Source organism: Caulobacter sp. FW305-C-30-S16, from assembly GCF_058783025.1.
This window is the reverse complement of sequence record NZ_JBYSYH010000005.1, coordinates 89,090-109,244: the sequence shown is the minus strand read 5'-3', so window position 1 is coordinate 109,244 and position 20,155 is coordinate 89,090. Positions and strand designations below refer to the sequence as shown.

General features: G+C 68.4%; 22 protein-coding genes. 11 read left to right on the top strand and 11 right to left on the bottom strand.

Features of this window, described 5'->3' with window-relative positions:
- Nucleotides 1–26 precede the first annotated feature (26 nt).
- A complete protein-coding gene (locus AC3WJT_RS16910) occupies nt 27–1,871 on the top strand; it encodes an ABC transporter transmembrane domain-containing protein (protein WP_492344304.1) in 1,845 nt (614 codons plus the stop codon).
- Here AC3WJT_RS16910 and AC3WJT_RS16905 read toward each other — a convergent pair.
- The 3 genes from AC3WJT_RS16905 to AC3WJT_RS16895 form a co-directional block, all read right to left on the bottom strand.
- Entirely contained in the window at nt 1,868–2,251 is a 384-nt protein-coding gene (locus AC3WJT_RS16905) for a hypothetical protein (RefSeq protein WP_492344303.1), read from the bottom strand. The two genes, AC3WJT_RS16910 and AC3WJT_RS16905, sit on opposite strands and share 4 nt — an antisense overlap.
- A gap of 195 nt (nt 2,252–2,446) precedes the next feature.
- Entirely contained in the window at nt 2,447–3,733 is a 1,287-nt protein-coding gene (locus tag AC3WJT_RS16900; RefSeq protein WP_492344302.1) for a hypothetical protein, read from the bottom strand.
- Complete coding sequence (locus AC3WJT_RS16895) at nt 3,730–4,761, bottom strand: glycerophosphodiester phosphodiesterase (protein ID WP_492344301.1); 1,032 nt, start codon at nt 4,759–4,761, stop codon at nt 3,730–3,732. Before AC3WJT_RS16895 ends, AC3WJT_RS16900 begins: the two co-directional genes overlap by 4 nt.
- A 304-nt stretch (nt 4,762–5,065) precedes the next feature.
- Between AC3WJT_RS16895 and AC3WJT_RS16890 the strand changes: the two genes are divergently transcribed.
- The 4 genes from AC3WJT_RS16890 to AC3WJT_RS16875 all read left to right on the top strand — a co-directional run bounded on the left by AC3WJT_RS16890 (nt 5,066) and on the right by AC3WJT_RS16875 (nt 7,438).
- On the top strand, nt 5,066–6,040 hold the full coding sequence (locus AC3WJT_RS16890; RefSeq protein WP_492344341.1) for a TerC family protein: 975 nt from the start codon (nt 5,066–5,068) through the stop codon (nt 6,038–6,040).
- Nucleotides 6,040–6,348, top strand: coding sequence for a TFIIB-type zinc ribbon-containing protein (locus AC3WJT_RS16885; RefSeq protein WP_492344300.1), 309 nt, complete (start codon nt 6,040–6,042; stop codon nt 6,346–6,348). The genes AC3WJT_RS16890 and AC3WJT_RS16885 overlap by 1 nt, the downstream gene beginning before the upstream one ends.
- An 8-nt stretch (nt 6,349–6,356) precedes the next feature.
- Entirely contained in the window at nt 6,357–6,965 is a 609-nt protein-coding gene (locus AC3WJT_RS16880; RefSeq protein ID WP_492344299.1) for a carbonic anhydrase, read from the top strand.
- Between the two features lie 86 nt (nt 6,966–7,051).
- On the top strand, nt 7,052–7,438 hold the full coding sequence (locus tag AC3WJT_RS16875) for a hypothetical protein (RefSeq protein ID WP_492344298.1): 387 nt from the start codon (nt 7,052–7,054) through the stop codon (nt 7,436–7,438).
- A gap of 59 nt (nt 7,439–7,497) precedes the next feature.
- Here AC3WJT_RS16875 and AC3WJT_RS16870 read toward each other — a convergent pair whose 3' ends face one another.
- From AC3WJT_RS16870 to AC3WJT_RS16840, 7 genes are all read right to left on the bottom strand, one after another.
- Nucleotides 7,498–8,295: an inositol monophosphatase family protein gene (locus AC3WJT_RS16870; protein ID WP_492344297.1), complete on the bottom strand. Its 798-nt coding sequence runs from the start codon at nt 8,293–8,295 to the stop codon at nt 7,498–7,500.
- A gap of 1 nt (nt 8,296) precedes the next feature.
- A complete protein-coding gene (efp, locus tag AC3WJT_RS16865; RefSeq protein WP_492344296.1) occupies nt 8,297–8,866 on the bottom strand; it encodes an elongation factor P in 570 nt (189 codons plus the stop codon).
- Nucleotides 8,867–8,951: 85 nt separating this feature from the next.
- Nucleotides 8,952–10,949 carry an acyltransferase family protein gene (locus AC3WJT_RS16860; RefSeq protein ID WP_492344295.1) on the bottom strand — a complete coding sequence of 666 codons (1,998 nt, stop codon included), beginning with the start codon at nt 10,947–10,949 and terminating at the stop codon, nt 8,952–8,954.
- A 64-nt stretch (nt 10,950–11,013) separates the two neighbouring features.
- Nucleotides 11,014–11,670, bottom strand: coding sequence for a thiamine phosphate synthase (thiE, locus tag AC3WJT_RS16855; protein ID WP_492344294.1), 657 nt, complete (start codon nt 11,668–11,670; stop codon nt 11,014–11,016).
- A 10-nt stretch (nt 11,671–11,680) separates the two neighbouring features.
- Nucleotides 11,681–11,827, bottom strand: coding sequence for a hypothetical protein (locus AC3WJT_RS16850; RefSeq protein ID WP_492344293.1), 147 nt, complete (start codon nt 11,825–11,827; stop codon nt 11,681–11,683).
- Nucleotides 11,811–12,833, bottom strand: a complete 1,023-nt coding sequence (cydB, locus tag AC3WJT_RS16845) for a cytochrome d ubiquinol oxidase subunit II (RefSeq protein WP_492344292.1) — start codon at nt 12,831–12,833, stop codon at nt 11,811–11,813. The genes AC3WJT_RS16850 and cydB overlap by 17 nt, the downstream gene beginning before the upstream one ends.
- 1 nt (nt 12,834) lies before the next feature.
- Entirely contained in the window at nt 12,835–14,226 is a 1,392-nt protein-coding gene (locus tag AC3WJT_RS16840; RefSeq protein WP_492344291.1) for a cytochrome ubiquinol oxidase subunit I, read from the bottom strand.
- 169 nt (nt 14,227–14,395) lie between these two features.
- Here AC3WJT_RS16840 and AC3WJT_RS16835 point away from each other — a divergent pair, with 169 nt between their 5' ends.
- From AC3WJT_RS16835 to AC3WJT_RS16810, 6 genes are all read left to right on the top strand, one after another.
- Entirely contained in the window at nt 14,396–14,581 is a 186-nt protein-coding gene (locus AC3WJT_RS16835; RefSeq protein ID WP_492344290.1) for a (2Fe-2S)-binding protein, read from the top strand.
- A 120-nt stretch (nt 14,582–14,701) separates the two neighbouring features.
- Nucleotides 14,702–15,193, top strand: a complete 492-nt coding sequence (gene bfr, locus AC3WJT_RS16830; protein ID WP_492344289.1) for a bacterioferritin — start codon at nt 14,702–14,704, stop codon at nt 15,191–15,193.
- 21 nt (nt 15,194–15,214) lie between these two features.
- Entirely contained in the window at nt 15,215–15,841 is a 627-nt protein-coding gene (locus tag AC3WJT_RS16825) for a LysE family translocator (protein WP_492344288.1), read from the top strand.
- A gap of 60 nt (nt 15,842–15,901) precedes the next feature.
- Entirely contained in the window at nt 15,902–16,459 is a 558-nt protein-coding gene (locus AC3WJT_RS16820) for a TspO/MBR family protein (RefSeq protein ID WP_492344287.1), read from the top strand.
- 50 nt (nt 16,460–16,509) lie between these two features.
- Nucleotides 16,510–18,156 carry an MFS transporter gene (locus AC3WJT_RS16815; protein ID WP_492344286.1) on the top strand — a complete coding sequence of 549 codons (1,647 nt, stop codon included), beginning with the start codon at nt 16,510–16,512 and terminating at the stop codon, nt 18,154–18,156.
- 75 nt (nt 18,157–18,231) lie between these two features.
- The gene (locus tag AC3WJT_RS16810) at nt 18,232–18,867 is read left to right on the top strand and encodes a DUF2799 domain-containing protein (protein WP_492344285.1); all 636 of its coding nucleotides are present in this window, start codon (nt 18,232–18,234) and stop codon (nt 18,865–18,867) included.
- A gap of 6 nt (nt 18,868–18,873) precedes the next feature.
- Here the strand turns inward: AC3WJT_RS16810 and fba are convergent, their stop codons facing one another.
- Entirely contained in the window at nt 18,874–19,959 is a 1,086-nt protein-coding gene (gene fba, locus AC3WJT_RS16805) for a class II fructose-bisphosphate aldolase (protein ID WP_492344284.1), read from the bottom strand.
- Nucleotides 19,960–20,155 lie beyond the last annotated feature (196 nt).

Here is a 20,155-nt window from a genome sequence, read left to right as displayed (position 1 = left end):
GCCGCGATGAAGGCAAGGGGCGCAGCATGAGTGACACCAACGCGGTCGACGCCGTGGCCGAGGGACGGCCCAGCGCGGGAGCCGAACTGGCCGCGACCCTGAGCGAAGCGGCGGCCCGCCGTCCGAAGAGTCGCGACGTCAAAAATCTGGTCCACCTGCTGCCGTTCATCACCGCCCACTGGCGGCATGCCGCCGCGGCCGGCTTCTTCCTGCTGTTCTCCACCGGCGCGACGCTGAGCATCACCCAGGCTTTGCGGCTGGTCGTCGACAAGGGTTTTCTGTCGGCCGACAACCTCAACCGCTATTTCGGCCTGGCGGGCCTGGTCGTGCTGGTCCTGGCCCTGGCCACCTCCGCGCGGTTCTATTTCATCACCGTGCTGGGCGAGCGGGTCGTGGCCGACCTGCGCAAGGCGCTCTACCGCCACGTCCTGACGCTCGATCCGTCCTACTTCCTCAAGACGCGCACCGGCGAAGTGCTGTCGCGGATGACCACGGACGTGACGATCATCGAAAATCTCGTCGGCTCGGCAGCCTCGATCGCCCTGCGCAACATCCTCGGCCTGATCGGCGCGACCGTCATGCTGGCGGTCGTGTCCCCGAAGCTGACCCTGTGGGTCATGGTCATGGCCCCGCTGCTGATCGCCCCGATGTTCATCTTCGGACGGCGCGTCCGATCCCTGTCGACCAAGACCCAGGACCGGTTCGCCCAGGCCGTCGGCTTCGCGGGCGAGAGCCTCGACGCGCTCGAGACCGTCCAGGCGTTCGGTCGTGAGAAAATGGCAGACACCCGGTTCGGCGACGCGGTCGAGACTGCCTTCCGCACCTCCCTCAAGCGGGTCATGGCCCGGTCGATGATGACCCTGGTGGTCATCGGCCTGGTGTTCGGCGGCATCGGCCTGTTGTTGTGGACGGCCGCCCACGCGGTGGTCAACGGGACCATGTCACCCGGCCAGCTGATCCAGTTCCTGGCCCTGTCGGTGTTCGCCGGCGCCTCGGTCGGGGCGCTGGGCGAGGTCTGGGGCGTCGTGCAACAGGCCGCCGGCGCGATGCAGCGGATCTTCGAGCTGCTGGCCTCACGGACCCTGATCGCCGCCCCGGCCGCGCCGCGCGCCCTGCCGGTCCCCGCGCGCGGCAAGATCGCCTTCGAGGGCGTGACCTTCGCCTATCCGGGCCGTCCGGACCTGCCGGCGCTGCGCGGCTTCGACCTGACCGTGCGGCCCGGCGAGACCGTGGCGCTGGTCGGCCCCTCCGGCGCAGGCAAGAGCACGGTCCTGCGGCTTCTGCTGCGATTCTATGACCCCCAGGCCGGCCGCATCCTGCTGGACGGCGTCGACCTAAAGGACGCCGATCCCGGCGAGGTCCGCGCGCGCATGGCGCTGGTCGCCCAGGACGCCTCGCTGTTCTCGGGCTCGGCGCTCGACAACATCCGCTTCGGCCGCGAGGACGCGACCCTGGAGGAGGTCCACGCCGCAGCCCGGGCCGCCGAGGCCGAGGCCTTCATCAACGCCCTGCCGGAAGGCTTCGACACGCCCGTCGGCGAGCGGGCCAAGACCCTGTCCGGCGGACAGAAGCAACGGCTGGCCATCGCGCGTTCGCTGGTCCGTAACTCGCCGATCCTGCTGCTGGACGAGGCCACCAGCGCGCTGGACGCCGAGAACGAGCGGCTGGTCCAGAAGGCCCTCGAAGGCGCCATGGGCGACCGCACCACGCTGGTCATCGCCCACCGTCTGGCGACCGTCCTGCGGGCCGACCGGATTGTGGTGATGGACGAGGGCCGCGTCGTCGAGGAAGGCACCCACACGGCGCTGAGCAAGGCCGGCGGCCTTTACGCCAAGCTGGCCCAGCTGCAGTTCGGGGTGGAAGCGGCCTAAGGGGCCGGCGTCGGAGCCACGCAGGCCGCGTCGTAGGCCACGCCCTTGAGCCACGCGCGGCGCACCATGCCGGCGAGCACCGCCGCGGCCCGGGCCCGATCTCGCGACTCGGCTCCGGAAACGCGACGAACCAGCCCCCGGAAGGGAATATCCAGGGCGCCCTGAAAGGCGTCGAACAGCATCTCGCCGGCCGCGCCGCCGGGCTTGACGTGCTCCGCGTCCAGGTCCGGCCCCAACGCAGTATCCAGGCGGGTGATCTCGGCAGCGATATCCCCGCAACGGACCGGGCCCTGAAGGCCGTAAGGCGCGGCGGTCGCGCCGGCCAGAACATCGGGAATCGCCCTGCGCATGATCCCCAGGTCCCGGAGCGGCCGCGTCATCGCGCCTTCCATCCTGGCGGAACCGTTGCGCCCGGGGGGCGCCTCGCCGGACGTTGCGCAGGCGGCAAGTCCGAGTGCGAGCATCAACACGAGCGCGAGACGCGTAGGGTCTGGCATGGCGGGGCCTTTCCGTGGCCCGGCACCTGACGCTCGATCAACGCGCGCCGTGATGATCTGCATCAACCGGGCCCGATGTCAGGGCCGGATCAGATCACCCGGCAGCGTCGGTTCGCTGATCACCGCTTCCATGCGCTTCCAGCGCTCCGCCTGGCCCGGCCCCGCGCCCTCGACGTAGGCCCGCACCATATCCAGCCCCAGACCGTAGTTGATCACATAGCTGCGGTACTGTTCGCTGAAGGACACGGTCTGGGCGGCGCGTTTGGCGGAGACCAGGCCGTAGGTCTGGGTCAGGGCGATGGCCTGCTCACGCGTGATGCGGCCTGACAGCAGCTCGCTGGCGATGGTGAACCGCGCGCCGGCGAGCGCCTTCTGGGCCTGCAGCAGGGCGTCGAAGCGGGCCGCGTCCTTCGGGTCCAGGCCGGCCAGCGGATAGAGGACGGCCACCTCGAACGCGCGCTTTTCGTCACCCGGGAAAGCCAGCTCGATGCCGTAGTTGGCGCTGCCCTCGGCGATCAGGGATTGCGGCGAATAGAGCGGATAGACGCTGAACTCGACCCAGCCTCGCGCCTTCGTCAGGCGCTCCTCGAGCAGCATGTTCAGCACATGGTGGCCGGGATACCCCTCATGACAGCCCAGATCGACCGCGCGGCTCAGGCGCACGGGCAGGTCGGTGTTGATCTGGATGAGGCTGGTGGCGCCACCCTTGTACCAGTTGTAGCCGGACCAGGACTTGCCGGTGACGAACTCCAGGGTGAACCGCTCATCGGTCGACAGGGCGATGTGGGCGGCCGTGCGCTTGCGGCACTCGGCGATGGCCGCGTCCATCACCGCCTGCAGGCGGTCAGGCGGGATGATGAACCGGTCGCTGAACGTGTCGACCCGTTGCCACAGCGGCCCCTCGCCGGGGACGAGCGCCTCGATCTCCTTCAGCACCGGATCATAGGCCGACAGAGGCTTGAGCACCGGCCGCACGCCGAACAGACCCTCGGCCTCGTCCTCGAAGCTGAGCGTCTCGCCGGACATCATCCGCAGACGGGTCTCCGCCGCCTTCAGCTGGGCGAGCAGGAAAACCCGCCGACGCTTCTCCTCCGCGACCAGCCAGCCCGGCTTGATGCGGGTCACGGCCAGAGACAGGGCGGCGACCTCAGCCTTCAGGGCGGGCAGATCGCGGGGCGCGACCTTCGCGGCCGCCTGCCATTCCGCCGGGCCGTAGAAGGCGTCGATGTAGCCGTCTTCCTTCTCGCCGATCTCCAGGCTCAGCTTGACGTACTGCTCGGCCAGCGGGTCCAGCGGCGACTTGGCCTGAACCGGCGTGGTGAAGACGAGACAGGCCGCCAGGGCGGCCAGAGCAAGACGGATCATCCGAACATGTCCTTGCGGGCCGCGACGGCGAGGCCCGGGAAATCACTGAAGACGCCGTCGATCCCCGCCTCGTAGAGCGCCTCGAACATCGCCTCAACATCGCCGTGAAGCCGGGGCGCGTCGGGGCGCAGGGACGCGGGCAGCACCTGCAGGTCCTTCGGCAGGAAGTAGTTCTCCGCCCGCACGGTCCACGGATGGACCTTCAGACCCGCCGCATGGGCGTCCTTCACCAGCGACGTGGCCGGCAGCAGCCGCTCGCCGTCCGTGGGGACGACGTACGACTTGTCCGGCCCCACTCCGTCGGCATAGACGGCGATGGCCTTCAGGCCCGCTGCGGTGACCATGTCGGCATAGCGGAGCGCGGGCAGGTCCGCGGGCGAGCCCTCGCTGTCGACCAACTGGACGAGCGGCGCCTTCGTCAGGCGGCGGAGCGTCTTCAGCGGCCCGACTTCGAAGCACTGGACGAACACCTTCGCGGATCGCGAATTCAGGCCCTCCGCCTTGAGCGCGTCGGCCATGCGCTGCTCAAACGGCAGGCCGATCGAGGCGAAGTAGCGCGGGTGTTTCATCTCCGGATAGACGCCGACGCCGGCCGCCTTCGCGATGGCCACGACCTCGGCGAAGGTCGGGATCGCCTCCCGGCCGTCGAACGCTGTGTTTGCGGGACGCAGTTGGGGCAGGCGTTCGCGCGCGCGCAGGGTCTTCAGCTCGGCGAGGGTGAAATCCTCGGTGAACCAGCCGCTGACCGACTGGCCGTCGATGACCTTCGTCGCCTTGCGGGCGGCGAACTCGGCGCGTCCGCCCACGTCGGTCGTGCCGCCGATCTCGTTCTCATGTCGGGCGACGAGGTGGCCGTCCTTCGTGATGCAGAGGTCCGGCTCGATGAAGTCTGCGCCCTGGGTGATCGCCAGACGATAAGCCATCGGCGTGTGTTCCGGCCGATCGCCGCTGGCGCCGCGATGGCCGATGACGATGGGCTTCGGCATGCAGGCCGAAGCGGGGCTGCCCAAGGTGGAACTGGCGGCCATGGCGAGTCCGGCGACGGTGAGGGATCTGCGGGTAGGGTTCATGGGGCCGGATTAGCCGGGTCGCAGGGCGGGTTCGTCAAGTCGTCGGCGGCGATCGGGAATTTTTCGGAACGGCGCCCTTGCGGTCGTTTCAGTCGCAACCTACCTGCCGCCTGCGGGCCGGGCCCCTCTGACGCAGCGAAAGCGCGTGATGTCGGACCGCATCGGGTGAGCTCGATGCCGGGTCCGGATGGTTTTCCAAGACGGGCCGTATCGCGCCACCCTCCATTGATGGGAGGGCGACTTGGATTTTCTGTTTGTATCAATGCTGGGGCAGCCGCTGTGGATGTGGCTGTCCTTTATGGGCCTGGTCGCGCTTCTGCTCTCGCTGGACCTGGGCGTCCTGCACCGCGGCAGCCGGGCGATCGGCGTGCGGGAGAGCCTCGTCCTTTCGGCGGGCTACATCGCGATCGGCCTGGCCTTCGGCGGCTTCGTCTGGGCGCAGCTCGGGGCGCAGGCCGGCGTCGAGTACGTCACCGGGTTCATCGTCGAAAAGAGCCTGGCGATGGACAATGTGTTCGTCATCGCGCTGATTTTCGGCTTCTTCGCCATTCCCCGGGACCTGCAACACCGGGTGCTCTTCTGGGGCATCCTCGGCGTCATCGTGCTGCGCGCGGTGATGATCGGCGTCGGCGCGACGCTCGTCAGCGAGTTCGCCTGGGTCCTGTACGTCTTCGCCGCGTTCCTTGTGATCACCGGCGTCAAGATGCTCTGGCCCGGCGGCAAGGAGAAGGATCTGGCGGACAATCCGCTGCTGAAGTGGATGCGTCGCCGGTTCCGGGTCACCGATCAGCTGGTCGGCGAACGGTTCTTCGTGCGGCGGCCCCTTCCGGGCGGCGGCAAGGCGGTCCTGTGGATCACCCCGCTGTTCCTGGCGCTGGTGATGATCGAGATCGCCGATGTCATCTTCGCCGTGGACTCAGTGCCGGCGATCTTCGCGATCACCACCGACCCCTACATCGTCTACACCTCGAACATCTTCGCCATTCTGGGTCTACGGGCCCTGTACTTCGCCCTCGACGCCGTGCTGCACCGCTTCGCCTACCTCAAACAGGCCCTGGCCCTGCTGCTGGTGTTCATCGGCTCGAAGATCTTCGTCGCCGACCTGCTCGGCCTCGGCAAATTCCCGGCCGAATGGTCGCTGGGGATCACCTTCGCCATCCTCGCGGGCGGCGTCCTCTATTCGCTGTGGAAGACCCGCGGCGCCCATCCCGCCCCTTCAACAACCGGAGATCACTGATGCCCCTGCTTGTCTGTCCCAACGATAACGCCGCGATGCAGACCGTCTCGCGGTCGGGCGTAGAATTCGACTTCTGCCCGACCTGCCGGGGCGTCTGGCTGGACCGTGGCGAACTGGAAAAGCTGATGGAGGCCAGCCGCGGCGGCGCGCCTGGACCGCAGCCCGTGCAGTCGCGTCCGCCGGAGCCGGGCTATGCCCCCCAGCCGCGGTACGATGACCCGCGCTACCGTCGCGATCAAGACGACGATGACCACCATCATCACCGTCGCAAGAAGCGCGGCTTCGACCTGTTCGACATCTTCGACTGAGGCGCCACATGAAGCAGCTGCTTGATGGCTACCGCCGTTTCCGCACCGACGTCTGGCCGGAACAACGCGCCCGCTACGAAGCCCTGTCTGCCAGGGGACAAAGGCCGGAAACCCTGGTCATCGCCTGCTCGGATTCACGGGTCGATCCGCAGACCGTCTTCGGGGCCGGGCCGGGCGAGTTGTTTGTCATCCGCAACGTCGCGGCGCTCGTGCCGCCGTATGAACCGGATGCCGGATACCACGGCACCAGCGCCGCGCTTGAGTTCGGGGTGCGCGTGCTGAAGGTGTCGCGCATCGTCGTTCTGGCGCATGCCCAATGCGGCGGCGTTCAGGCGATGGTCGAGGGTGCGCCTCCGGAAGCCCGGGACTTTGTCACGCGCTGGATGGAGATTGCAGAGCCGGTGATGTGGCCGATCCCGCGCCCGGTTCCCGCGGCGGAGGCCTTTGCGCGCCTCGAGGCAGCGGTCATCGACCTTTCGCTGAAGAACCTCAGGACCTTTCCCTGGATCAAGAGCGCGGTTCAGGCCGGCAAGCTGGACCTGCACGGCTTCCGCTTCGACATCCACACGGGCGGACTGTCCCGGCTGGAAGGCGACCGGCTTGTGCCGGTCGCCTGAAGCGCGGCTTCGAGCTCTTCGGCCAGGACGTCTCCACAGGCTCGCAAAAATCGGCCACCCTCCGCGAAACGGAGGGAGCCGTCGCCATGCTGATCCTGCGCATCATCGCCGTCATCCAGGCGCTCTCGCTGATCATCGGCGAGACCTACCGGAGCTGGGGCGCGGGCCGCCACTGGCTGTTCGTGATCGACGACTACTGGATTTCGGCCCTGCTGCTCGCAGGCGCCCTGGCCATGAAGACCGACAACCTTCGCAACCGCGCGCTGCTGGCCGCCGGCTGGGGCGCCAACGCGGGCATGCTGTACGGTAGTTTCTTCGGCAAGCTGATCGAACCGTCGTCGAGCAATCCGGGCAATTTCGACATCGGGCTGCTGACCTGGCTGATCGGCCTGGCCTGGGCGGTGTCGGTGGTCGGCGTGATCGCGAGCGTGATGCTGCCCGGGAGACATATACCGAAGGTACGTGTCCCCTGATCCAGGTTCTGGAGCGGTTCGATTGGGGGACACGTACCTTTGGTACATGTCCCCGACGGCTACTGAGCGGCCTGCAGCTTCTCGAGCACCAGCGGGTGCAGTTCGAGGTTGGCGGCGAGGATTCCCTCGTCACCGAGCTGGTAGTCGCCGCCGTCAAGGTTCGTGACCTTGCCGCCCGATTCAGTGATCAGCAGCATGCCGGCAGCAACGTCCCACGGCTGCAGCCCGCGCTCCCAGAAGGCGTCCAGGCGACCGGCGGCGACCCAGGCCATGTCGAGGGCCGCCGCGCCGAAGCGGCGGATGCCCGAGACGCGCTGGGTCATCTGGTGCAGTTCCTTGAGGAACTGGCCGTGGCCGGGCCTGCCGATGAACGGCACGCCTGTGCCGAGCAGGGCCTCGTCCATCCGGGTGCGGGCGGCGACGCGCAGGCGCTTCTCGTTGCCGAGGAAGGCGCCCTTGCCCTTTTCCGCCCAGTAGGTGTCGTGGGTGATCGGGTTGTAGGTCACCGCCGCCACGATGGTCCCCTCGCGCTCCAGCGCGATGTTGACCGCGAAGTGCGGAATGGCGTGCAGGAAGTTGGTCGTGCCGTCGAGCGGGTCGACGATCCAGCGGTGGCTCTTGTCGGTGCCCTCGATCAGGCCCCGCTCCTCGCCCAGGAAGCTGTAGCCGGGGCGCGCCTTTTCGAGCGCCTCGAACAGCACCTGTTCGGCCTTGATGTCGGCGGCGGAGACGAAGTCGCCCGGCCCCTTCTTCGAGACCTGAAGCTCGCCGATTTCGCCGAAGTCGCGCGCCAGACCCTTGGCCGCCTTGCGGGCGGCGTCGATCATGACGGTGAGAAGTGCGGAGGCTGTGGCCACGTCAGTCGGCGCGGCGCAGGTATTCGCCCGTCTCGGTCGAGACCAGCACGCGCTCGCCCGCTTCCATGTAGGGCGGGATCAGAATGCGCATGCCGTTGTCGGCCTTCGCCGGCTTGTAGGAGGACGAGGCGGTCTGGCCATTCACCACGGCGTCGGCCTCGACGATGGTCAGCACCACCTGCTCGGGCAGGGAAATGCCGATCGGACGATCCTCATGGAATTCCACCGAGACGGTCATGCCGTCCTGCAGGAACCGCACCTGGTCTTCGCCGACGAAGTCCTGGTGCAGGCTGATCTGCTCGTAGTTCTGCATGTCCATGAACACCAGCATCTCGCCCTCGGCGTAGAGGTAGGTGTTGTCCCGCTGCTCGAGCGTCACGCGCTCGACCTTGTCGTCCGAACGGAAGCGTTCGTTCAGCTTGCGGCCGTCGATGAGGTTCTTCAGCTCGACCTGCGCGAAGGCGCCGCCCTTGCCGGGCTTCACGTGGGAAGCCTTCACACAGACCCAGAGGCCGTTCTCGTGCTGGAGCACCATGCCGGGTTTGATGGTGTTGCCGTTGATCTTTGACATGGATGGGTTCGCCGCAAAGGGGTCGGGAAATGGCGGCGGAACCTAGCGGCGGGACCGCCCGATAGCAAGGCGGGCGGCCAGCGCATCATCGCGGTGCCGCGATGAGAGCCGCCAGGCCGGGCGTGAAGAGGGCCGCGCCCGCCGGGCTGAGGTGGTCATCGTCGCGGTAGAGCACCTTGCCGTCCCGCCAGGTGGAGCAGGTCTCCGGGCCGCACATCTCCGCGCCGAGGGGTAGAACGCTGACGTTCGGAACCTCCGCCGCAACCCGCGCCAGGATCGCCTCCGCAACAGCCTGTCGATCGTCCGACGGCTTGCGCGGGAAGGCCTCGCAGCGGGCCGTGGACAGGTGGAGCATGCGGCGGAAGGTGATGCACTCCGACGCGACGAAGCCCGGCTCGGGCGCCTGGCCCACAAGGACGATGCGCACCGCGTCGCCCCGCAGCGCGCGGATGTCGGCAAGGGATTGTCGCAGACCCTGTTCGAGTACGCCTGCGCTGGCCGGCCCGCCGCGCCCGCTGATGAACACCCGGCTGGCGGCATCGACGCCGGTTCCGCTCGTCTGCTCATAGAAGGACCAGCGCGCGACAATCACCACCGTGTCGATCGCGGGGTTGTCGCGCAGCACCGCGAGGGTGTCGTCCGCGATGGCCTTGCAGCCGTAGCCGTCCGTCTGCCCGGACCGGGCGGAAGACGCCACCCCGACCAGAGGCGCGCAGCTGGCGCGGCTGACGAGCCCGCCGGCGCGGCCGGACCCGGCCAGGGCGTCCTTGATGGCGGGCGCCAGGGCGGCGCCGTGGGAGTCGCCCCAGACCAGCACCTTGAGCGGCGCACCGGCCGGGCCCATCCGGCAGGCGTCGCTGACGGTCCAGACGCCGTCGGTCCGGGTGGGCGGGCAGAGCCTGGCGAACGCCTTCCATTCGGCGGGACCGGACACGGCCTTGCGGATGTCGGCCGGCACGCGCTGGGGCACCCCCTCACTGCGCCAGAGGCCCGCGCCGACTGCGACCGCGGCGAGACAGCAGGCGGCGGCGATGTACAGGCTTCGCCGCGTCGCGCCGGGATCGCTCGCGTGCTTGCGGAACGGCCGCTCGACATAGCGCCAGGAGACCCAGGCCATGCCCAGCGCGGGGGCCATCAGCGCCAGCCCGACGGGCCAGGACGGCGAGCCCATCAGCAGGTAGGTCGCGAAGGCGATGACCGGCCAGTGCCAGAGGTAGAAGGAATAGGACACCAGCCCGACGCCGCGCATCGGCGCGGTCGACAGGAGGCGCGCGGTGGTCGTCTCCGGCCGCGCGTTGGCGACCAGCAGCAGCGCCGTCCCGACACAGGGCGCCGCTGCGATCCAGCCGGGGAAGGCCATGCTCTCGTTGAAGCCGAACACCGCCACCGCGATCAGGGCGAGGCCCGTCCAGCCGAGCGCCTCGCTGACCGGCCGCGACAGGACCGGCGGAGGCCGCAGCGCCAGCATCGCGCCGATCAGCAACTCCCACATGCGCGCGAACGGCAGGTAGAAGGCGGCGTCCGGATTGCGTCCGGTCTGCCAGACGCAGAAGGCGAAACCGATGACGACGAGGGCGGCGCAGGCAAGGCCGGCGAACGGCTTCAGCGCCGGTCGCAGCAGCAGCCAGAGCAGCAGCGGCCAGACGATGTAGTACTGCTCTTCCACCGCCAGCGACCAGGTGTGGAGCAGCGGCTGCTGGTGGGCGTTGTCGGCGAAGTAGCCGCTCTGGAGGAAGAACACCCAGTTGGAGGCGAACAGGCCGGTGCCCGCCAGGCTCTTGCCGTAGCTGGCCAGAGCGGTCGGCGCGAGCAGCGCCAGAGCCGCCAGGGTCGTGACGATCAGCACCAGGAACAGGGCCGGGAAGATCCGCCGGACCCGGCGTCCATAGAAGGTCAGCAGCGAGAAGCGTCCCTGCCGCGCATCGTCGATGAGGATGGAGCTGATCAGGAAGCCGGAGATGACGAAGAAGACGTCCACGCCGACGAAGCCGCCGGTGAAGCCGGGAACGCCCGCATGGAACAGGACGACGGCCAGGACGGCGATGGCCCGCAGTCCGTCAATGTCGCCACGATAGGCCTTCATCGGTGCTCCCCGAGGTGGTCCGTATGGGTAGGGGCTGCGGCCGTGTCAGGCAACGGCCCGCACGTCACCGCTGGGTCAATCCCCGCGCGATGGCGGCGTCCAGCGCCTTCACGGCGGCGGCGGCGCCTTGCGGATGGGCCCAGACCCCGGCGCTGACCGCCAGGAAGTCCGCGCCCGCCGCCGCCAGTTCCGCCGCGTTGTCGGCCGTGATCCCGCCGATGGCGACGCAGGGCAGGGACATTGTCTCCTGCCAGATCGACAGGATTTCGGGATCCGCCTGGGCGGTGACCTCTTTGGTCGTGGTCGGGAAGAAGGCGCCGAAGGCGACGTAGTCCGCCCCCGCTTCCGCCGCCTCCATGGCCAGGTGGCGGCTGTCGTGGCAGGTGACGCCGATCATCGCGTCCTTGCCCATGATCCGCCGCGCCTCGGCGCAGGAGGCGTCGGACTGGCCGACATGCACGCCGTCGCAGCCGAGCCTCGCGGCCAGGTCGGGGCGGTCGTTGAGGATCACCGCCACATCACGGGAGCGGGCGATGACGCCCAGCACCTCGACCGCTGCGGCGATCACATCGTCGGGCGCGTCCTTGAGCCGGATCTGCAACGCGGCGACATCGCCGGCGTCGAGCGCTGCGGCCAGCGTCCGGCCGAAGACGGCGAGGTCGTCGATGCGCGGCGGCGTGATCAGATAGAGGCGGCAGTCATGTGCGGGCTTGGCGGTCATGAGACCGTCCCTACACCAGCAGGGCCTTCAGGGCATAGGCGACAGCCGCCACAGCCACCGTCGAGGCCAGGGCGATGCCGATAAACCAGCCGAGCCGGTGCATCAGCGGCGGCAAGGGCTCGTCCTCACCGGGCGGAGGTTCAATGGTAACCTTCATCGCCCCCGACCTTGCCGCGGAACAGCCAGTAGACCCAGGCGGTGTAGCCGAGGATCAGCGGCAGCATGATCGCGACGCCGACCAGCATCAGCGCCAGGGCGTTGTCGGCGTTGGCCGCCTCCCTGAAGTCGATGTCGTACGGCACGATGGCCGGAAAGAAGCCTACCGCCAGCCCGAGGTATCCCGAGAGGAACACCAGCGCCGCGCCCGCATAGGGCATGCCGTGTTCTTTCCGGCGCAGACCTTCCGCAACGATCAGCAGACCCGCCGCGCCGAGAATCGGGATCGGCAGGAAGGGCAACAGGTTCGCCGTGAAGCGTCCGTCCTCGAACCCCCAGCGCGCGGCCACGCGCGGATGCACGAACAGGGTGACGACGCTGACGGCGGCGAGCAGAACCCCGGTCGCGCCGCCGGCCAGCCAGGCCCAGCGGCGGGCGTCGCCGTGCAGTTCGTCCTTCGTCTTCCAGATCAGCCAGCAGGCCCCGAGCAGGGCGTAGCCGGCCACCAGACCGGCCGCGACCAGAAGGCTGTAGGGCGTCAGCCAGTCAAATGGCTGGCCGGCGAATCGCCCGTCCCTGACCGTGACGCCCTGGATGAAACCGCCCAGCACCAGGCCCTGGGCCACGGTCGCCATCAGCGATCCGCCGGCGAAGGCCGCCGTCCAGAAGGCCTTGCCGCGCTTGCGGCCATGCAGGCGGAACTCGAACGCCACGCCGCGAAGGATCAGCGCCAGCAGCATCAGGATCAGCGGCAGATAGACGGCCGGCGCGAGGACGCCGTAGGCCAGCGGGAAGGCCGCGAACAGACCGCCGCCGCCCAGCACCAGCCAGGTCTCGTTGCCGTCCCAGACCGGCGCGATGCTGTCCATCATCGTGTCGCGGTCCTGCGGCGAGCGCGCGAACGGAAACAGGATGCCGACGCCCAGGTCGAAGCCGTCGAGGAGCACGTAGAGCAGTACCGAGACCGCGATCAGGCCGGCCCAGATGAGGGGAAGATCGAGGGTCATCTCAGGCCTCCGGCTCGGGCGGAACGGCGGCCAGCGGCGTTCCGGGCGCCCTGCCCTCGCCATCCGGCGCAGGTTCAGGTCCAGGCGCGGGTCCCCTGGCGATCAGGCGCAGGATGTAGACGGCGCCGGCGCTGAACACGATGGCGTAGATGACCATGAAGGCGAGCAGGGACGCGCTGACCTGACCCACGCCGACCGGCGAGGCCGAGTCCGCCGTCCGCAGAACGCCGTAGATCGTCCAGGGCTGGCGTCCGACCTCCGCGACGATCCAGCCGGCGATGACCGCGACAAATCCGGCCGGTCCCATGGCCACGGCGGCCCGCAGGAACCACGATGACGCCTCAAGCCGCTGGCGCGCGATCAGCCACACGCCCCAGACGCCGAGCCCGATCATCGCCAGACCGAGCCCGACCATGACGCGGAAGGCCCAGTAGACCAGCCCGACCACGGGCCAGTCCTCTCGCGGAAAAGCGTCGAGCCCCTGGATCACTCGGTCCTTCGGCACGCCCTGGACGAGGTTGCCGAGGCCTGGAACGGCGATCTCGAAATGGGTCTTCGCCGCGCCCCGGTCCGGCAACCCGACCAGGCTCTGGGGCTGATCAGGTCCGCTCTTCCAGTAGGCCTCGATCGCGGCGGTCTTCAGCGGCTGATGCTCGAGCACCAGCAGGCCCGACTCATGGCCGGCCACCAGCTGCAGCGGAGCGACGATGGCGAACATGCCGATAGCCATCCGCAGGGCCATGCGCGACTCGGGCTGTGCACGATCCTTCAGCAGGATCCAGGCGCTGGCCGCCCCGACCACCAGGGCCGTGGTCAGGTAGGCGGCAAGACTCATGTGGGCCAGCCGCGCGGGGAAGGTCGGCGAGAAGATCACCGCCATCCAGTCGGTCGCCCGCAGGCTGCCATCCGGCAGGATCACGAACCCGGTCGGGTGCTGCATCCAGCTGTTGGCGGAGATGATCCAGAAGGCCGAAATCAGCGTGCCGATCGCCACCAGCACCGTGGCTGTGAAGTGCAGCCGGGGTCCGACCTTTTTCCAGCCGAACAGCATCACGCCGAGGAAGCTGGCCTCGAGGAAGAAGGCGGTCAGCACCTCGAAGGCGAGCAGCGGCCCGATCACTGGCGACGCGGCCTTGGAGAACTCGGCCCAGTTGGCGCCGAGCTCGTAGCTCATCACCACGCCCGACACGACGCCCATCCCGAAGCTCAGCGCGAAGATCTTGACCCAATAGAGGTAGAGATTGCGGAACACCTCCCGACGGGTTCCCAGCCACAGCCCCTCGAGCACGGCCAGGAAGCTGGCCAGCCCGATCGTGAAGCTGGGGAAGATGATGTGAAACGCGATCGTGAAGGCGAACTGGAGCCTCGCGAGAAGCACCGCATCAAAGTCCATCACTCGCCCCTTTCGGCGGAACGCCGATACCCAACGCTCACAACGCCGGCAGTGCAACATGGGTTGCAGCGACATGCCGTCGCAGACCGCCCACCCATCAGATGCAAATGACTTGCAACGACATCTGGGAATCGCTAAATGCGTCTCGTTCGCAAGTCGGGAACCTCCTGTGTACGTCTGCAACTGCAACGGCATCCGTGAACGTCAGGTCCGCGCCGCCATCGAGGCGGGCGCGACCCGTCCGGCCGAGGTGTTCAAGATCCACGGCTGCAAGGTTCAGTGCGCCCGCTGCGTCTGCGAGATGCGCGAGATGATCGACGAGTCGCGCGAGGCCCTCCGCTTCGCCGCCGAATAGCGTCCCGGACGCCATCTCGCGCCTTATCTTTGAAAGCGCGAAACACTTGCAGATAAAGCGGTTGCGGCCCGGATCGGGCCAGTTCAGGGTCAATTCGATTCGAATTTGAAGGAGCGCGCCATGAAGGGCGATGCGGCGATCATCAGGCTGCTCAACGCGGTGCTCACCAATGAGCTGACCGCCGTGAACCAGTATTTCCTGCATGCCCGCATGTACCAGGACTGGGGCTTCGCGCGGCTCGGCAAGATCACCTATGACGAGTCCATCGGCGAGATGAAACACGCCGACAAGCTGATCAAGCGCATCCTGTTCCTCGAAGGCCTGCCCAACCTGCAGGACCTGAACAAGCTGAAGATCGGCGAGACGGTCCCGGAATGCCTCGCCGCTGATCTGGCCGTGGAAGTCGGCGGTCGCGCCGACCTGATCGCCGGCGTGACGGCCGCAGAGACGGCGCACGACTACGTCAGCCGCCAGATCTTCAAGGAAATCCTGTCGGACACCGAGGAGCACATCGACTTCCTCGAAACCCAGTTGTCGCTGGTCCGGTCGCTTGGCGAGCAGAACTACCTGCAGAGCGCGCTCGGCGAACTCGAAGGCGGCGGCGGGCACTAGCGACAGTCGTCGGGGGCTGTCGTGTTTCCCGGCCTGGACCTCTTCCTGCCCTTCCTTGCGGCCGTTCTGCTGCTGGAACTGACGCCGGGCCCGAACATGGGCTACCTGGCGATCGTCGCGACACGCTACGGGCGGCGCGCGGGCCTGACCACGATCCTGGGCGTCACCGCCGGCCTGACCGTCTACATGCTGGCGGCGGTGTTCGGCCTGACCGCCATCGTTCTGCGGATCGAGTGGCTCTACAGTCTGCTGCGCTGGGCGGGTGTCGCCTACCTGCTCTGGCTGGCGCTCGACGTCTGGCGCAGTCCTGAAGGCGACGTCGCGGGGATCGACGAGGCGCCGTCGGCACAGAGGTTCATGGTCCGCGGCCTGCTGGCCAACCTGCTCAATCCCAAGGCGGCGGTGTTCTACATCACGCTGCTGCCGGCCTTCACCGACCCTGCGCGGCCGTTCGCGCCGCAGGCCCTGGCCCTCGGCCTGACCCACGTCGCGGTCAGCGTCGTCATCCACACCACGATCGTCCTGCTGACCTGGCGCGCTGCGTCGCTGGTGATGCCGGACAGCGGTCGGCGCCGCGGCCTGCGGGCCGTCTTCGCCCTGATGCTGGCGGCGATCGCCCTCTGGATGGCCTGGGAGACGCGCCGCTAGCGACAATGGGGAACCTCCCCCCGCTGAACAGGTTCTCCGCTGTGACATCAGGAGAACGCCATGCTCGTCCAAGCCGCCCGAAACGCCGTCGACGATCTGGCCAACAGCAGGGGCCGGTCGACGCGGCATCTGCTGATCGGACTCGGCCTGACCGCCGGCGCGGTGCTCGCCTCCGCCCTGATCGCGCGGGCCAATGCGCCGACGCCCGATCATCCGGACATCGAGACGGCCTACGACCGGCTGGAGCAGCCGGGCTTCTCGCCGCCCAAGGCCGCGTTCGCCGTGATCTGGCCGCCGCTCTTCATGGCTCTGACCCTGTCGGGCCTGCGCGTCTGGAACGCCCCGGCGAGTCCCGCCCGCACCCAGGCCCTCTCCCTCTGGGGGGCGGTTCAAGGGCTCAACGCCGTCTGGATGGCGCTTGGCCCTCGCCGGCTCGGCGGCCAGCTGACCGCGGCGATCTTCTCGCTGGGCGCGTCGGCCGCCTATGCCTGGCGGGCCAGAGAGGTCGACCCGCCGGCCGCCGGCATGGTCGCGCCTTATGTCGGCTGGATCGGCTTCGCCAATGTGCTGACCGGCGAACTCTGGCGCCGCAACCACGACCGCCCCACCGTCCATTGAGCCTCGCCCCGCTCCCGCGCTAGACTCCGGCGATACCGGAGGGGGACGGGATGAACGAGCAGCCAGCAGCGGCGCGGCAGAGTCACGGGATGGTCATCGGCGGCGCCTCCGTCGGCACCATCTTCGAATGGTACGATTTCTACCTCTACGGCTCGCTGGCCGGGTTCATCACCAAGCACTTCTTCAGCGGGGTCAACGAGACCACCGGCTACATCTTCGCTCTGCTGGCGTTCGCCGCGGGGTTCGCGGTGCGGCCGCTCGGTGCGCTGGTGTTCGGGCGGCTGGGAGACCTCTGGGGCCGCAAGAATACCTTCCTGGTCACCATGCTGCTGATGGGCCTGTCGACCTTCGTCGTCGGCCTGCTGCCGTCCTATGAGTCGATCGGCGTCGCGGCGCCCGTGCTGCTGATCGCCATGCGCCTCATCCAGGGGATGGCGCTGGGCGGCGAGTACGGCGGCGCCGCCACCTATGTCGCCGAGCATGCGCCGCCCGGACGGCGCGGCCTCTACACCAGCTTCATCCAGACCACGGCGACGCTGGGCCTGTTCCTGTCGCTGATCGTGATCCTGCTGGTGCGGACCAACATCGGCGAGGACGCCTTCGGCGACTGGGGCTGGCGCGTGCCGTTCCTCGCCTCGATCCTGCTGCTGGGCGTGTCGCTGTGGATCCGTCTGCGGCTCAACGAGAGCCCGGTGTTCCAGCGGATGATCGACGACGGCAAGGTCAGCAAGCAGCCGCTGACCGAGTCCTTTGCGCGCTGGCCGAACCTCAAGCTGGTGCTGCTGGCGCTCGTCGGCCTGACCGCCGGCCAGGCGGTGGTCTGGTACACCGGCCAGTTCTACGCCCTGTTCTTCCTCGAGAAGATGCTGAAGGTCGACGGCGCCCTGACCAACACCTTGGTGGCGATCGCCCTGTTGATGGGCACCCCGTTCTTCATCGTGTTCGGCTGGCTGAGTGACAAGGTCGGGCGCAAGCCGATCATCCTGGCCGGCTGTCTGATCGCGGCCCTGACGTTCTTCCCGCTGTTCAAGGTGCTGACCGTGGCCGCCAACCCGGCGCTGGCGGCGGCGGTCGACCGCGCGCCCGTGACGGTCATCGCCGACCCGGACACCTGCTCGTTCCAGTTCGATCCGGTCGGCAAGACCGCCTTCCGCTCGTCCTGCGACATCGCCAAGTCCGCCCTGGCCTCGGCGGGGGTGTCCTACGAGACGCGCGAGGCGGTCGCGGGCTCCAGCGCCACGGTCGACATCGGGGGAACCCAGGTGCCGGCTTTCGAGGGCGCGGACATGGCGACGAAGGCGTTCAACGCCGAGCAGACCGCCTGGCGCAAGACGCTTGGCGCCGCGCTGCACGCGAAGGGCTATCCGGAGAAGGCCGACGCCGCGCTGGTCGACAAGCCCAGGGTGGTCGGCGTGCTGTTCGTCCTGATCCTGCTGGTGACCATGGTCTACGGCCCGATCGCCGCGGCCCTGGTGGAGATGTTCCCGGCCCGGATCCGCTATACCTCGATGAGCCTGCCCTATCACATCGGCAACGGCTGGTTCGGCGGCTTCCTGCCGACCACCGCCTTCGCCATGGTCGCGGCGACGGGCAACATCTACTACGGCCTCTGGTACCCGGTGGTCGTGGCGGCGGTGACGGCCGTGGTCGGATTCCTGTTTGTGAAGGAAATGAACGGGGCCGACATCGAGGGCTGAAGCCCCCCCTTTCGGTCCTTCCCAGGCGCGACGAAACACGAAATCCTGCCGCCTGGGTCGTCAGGGGAACCACGCATGAAACCGGTCTGGATCGTCATTGTCGCGGCCTGCGGGTTACTGGCCGGCAGCTGCGCAAGCCTCAGCGAAGACCAGTGCATGACCGGCGACTGGGCCGGCATCGGCTACGGCGACGGCGCCGCCGGCTACGGCACGGGACGCTTCGGCGACCATGTGAAGGCCTGCGAGAAATACGGCGTGGTGCCCGAGCAGTCCGTCTACATGACCGGCCGCGCACGGGGCCTGACCGTCTATTGCCAGCCCGATCGTGGCTTCCGGGTCGGCCGGCAGGGCTCCAGCTACGGCGGCGTCTGCCCCGCATCGCTGGAAGGGCCGTTCCTGGCCGCCTATTCCGACGGCCGGCTCGTCTGGGACGTCCAGCAACGCTACGACCGAGCCGAGACCGCGATCAATGACGCCGAGCGGCGGGCCGACGACATCGACCGCCAGATGCGCGAGGCCGAGACGCGCCTGGCCGACGCGACCGTCACCGACGACGAGAAGCGGGCGATCCGCGAGCGGCTCAAGGCCCTGCGCGACGACCGCTACAGCGCCGGCGAAGACCGCCGTCAGGCCATCGACGCCCGCGACCAGGCCGACCGCGAACTGAGCCGCCTGCGGGCGCGGTTCAGCCCGGTGTACGGCGGCTGGTAGCGCGCCCTACTCCGCCGCGACCTTGCTGACGCCGATCTTCGGGTTCAGCTCGCCGGTCAGGTAGCGCTTGGCCATGGCCGCGGTGGCGATCGGCTTGATCTTGCCGGCCCAGCCGGCGGCGCCGAACTGTTCGAAACGGGCCTGGCAGACGGCGCGCATGGCTTCCTTGGCGGGCTTGAGATAGGCGCGCGGATCGAACTCGCCCTTCTTCTGCATCAGCACCTTCCGGATCGCGCCGGTCATGGCCATGCGGTTGTCGGTGTCGACGTTGATCTTCCGCACGCCGAGCTTGATGCCGCGCTGGATCTCCTCGACCGGCACGCCCCAGGTCTGGGGCATCTCGCCGCCGAACTCGTTGATGATGTCCTGCAGGTCCTGCGGCACCGAGGACGAGCCGTGCATCACCAGGTGGGTGTTGGGCAGGCGGTTGTGCACCGCCTCGATGACGTTCATCGCCAGGATGTCGCCGTCCGGCTTGCGGGTGAACTTGTAGGCGCCGTGGCTGGTGCCCATGGCGATGGCGAGGGCGTCAACATGGGTCGCCGCGACGAACTCGACCGCCTGGTCGGGGTCGGTCAGCAGCGAGGAATGGTCAAGCTTGCCCTCGAAGCCGTGGCCATCCTCGGCCTCGCCCATGCCGGTCTCCAGCGAGCCCAGCACGCCGATCTCGCCCTCGACCGAGACGCCGCAGCTGTGGGCCATCTCGACCACCCGGCGGGTGACGTCGACGTTGTACTCGTAGCTGGCGGGGGTCTTGGCGTCCTCTTCCAGCGAGCCGTCCATCATCACGCTGGTGAAGCCGTACTGGATGGCGGTGGCGCAGGTGGCCGGGCCGTTGCCGTGGTCCTGGTGCATGCAGACCGGGATGTTCGGATAGATCTCGACCAGGGCGTCGATCAGCCGGGCGAGCATGATGTCATTGGCGTAGCTGCGCGCGCCGCGCGACGCCTGGATGATCACCGGCGCGTCGACGGCCTCGGCCGCCTCCATGATCGCCAGACCCTGTTCCATGTTGTTGATGTTGAACGCGGGCACGGCGTAGTCGTGCTCGGCGGCGTGGTCGAGAAGCTGTCGGAGGGTGATACGGGCCACGGTCGGACTCTCTTGCGCTGGTGTTCTGATTTTCCGGGGGTCTTACCATCGGATCACGGGAACGTCAGCCCGCTGGACGCCTCATTCCTCCCCCGCAGGGGGAGGGGGACCGCCGGGACGGCGGTGGAGGGGCAGCACGGGCCTCTCAGGATCAGGCGTAGTGCACGGCGGTCATTCGTCTGACGCCAGCGCCGCC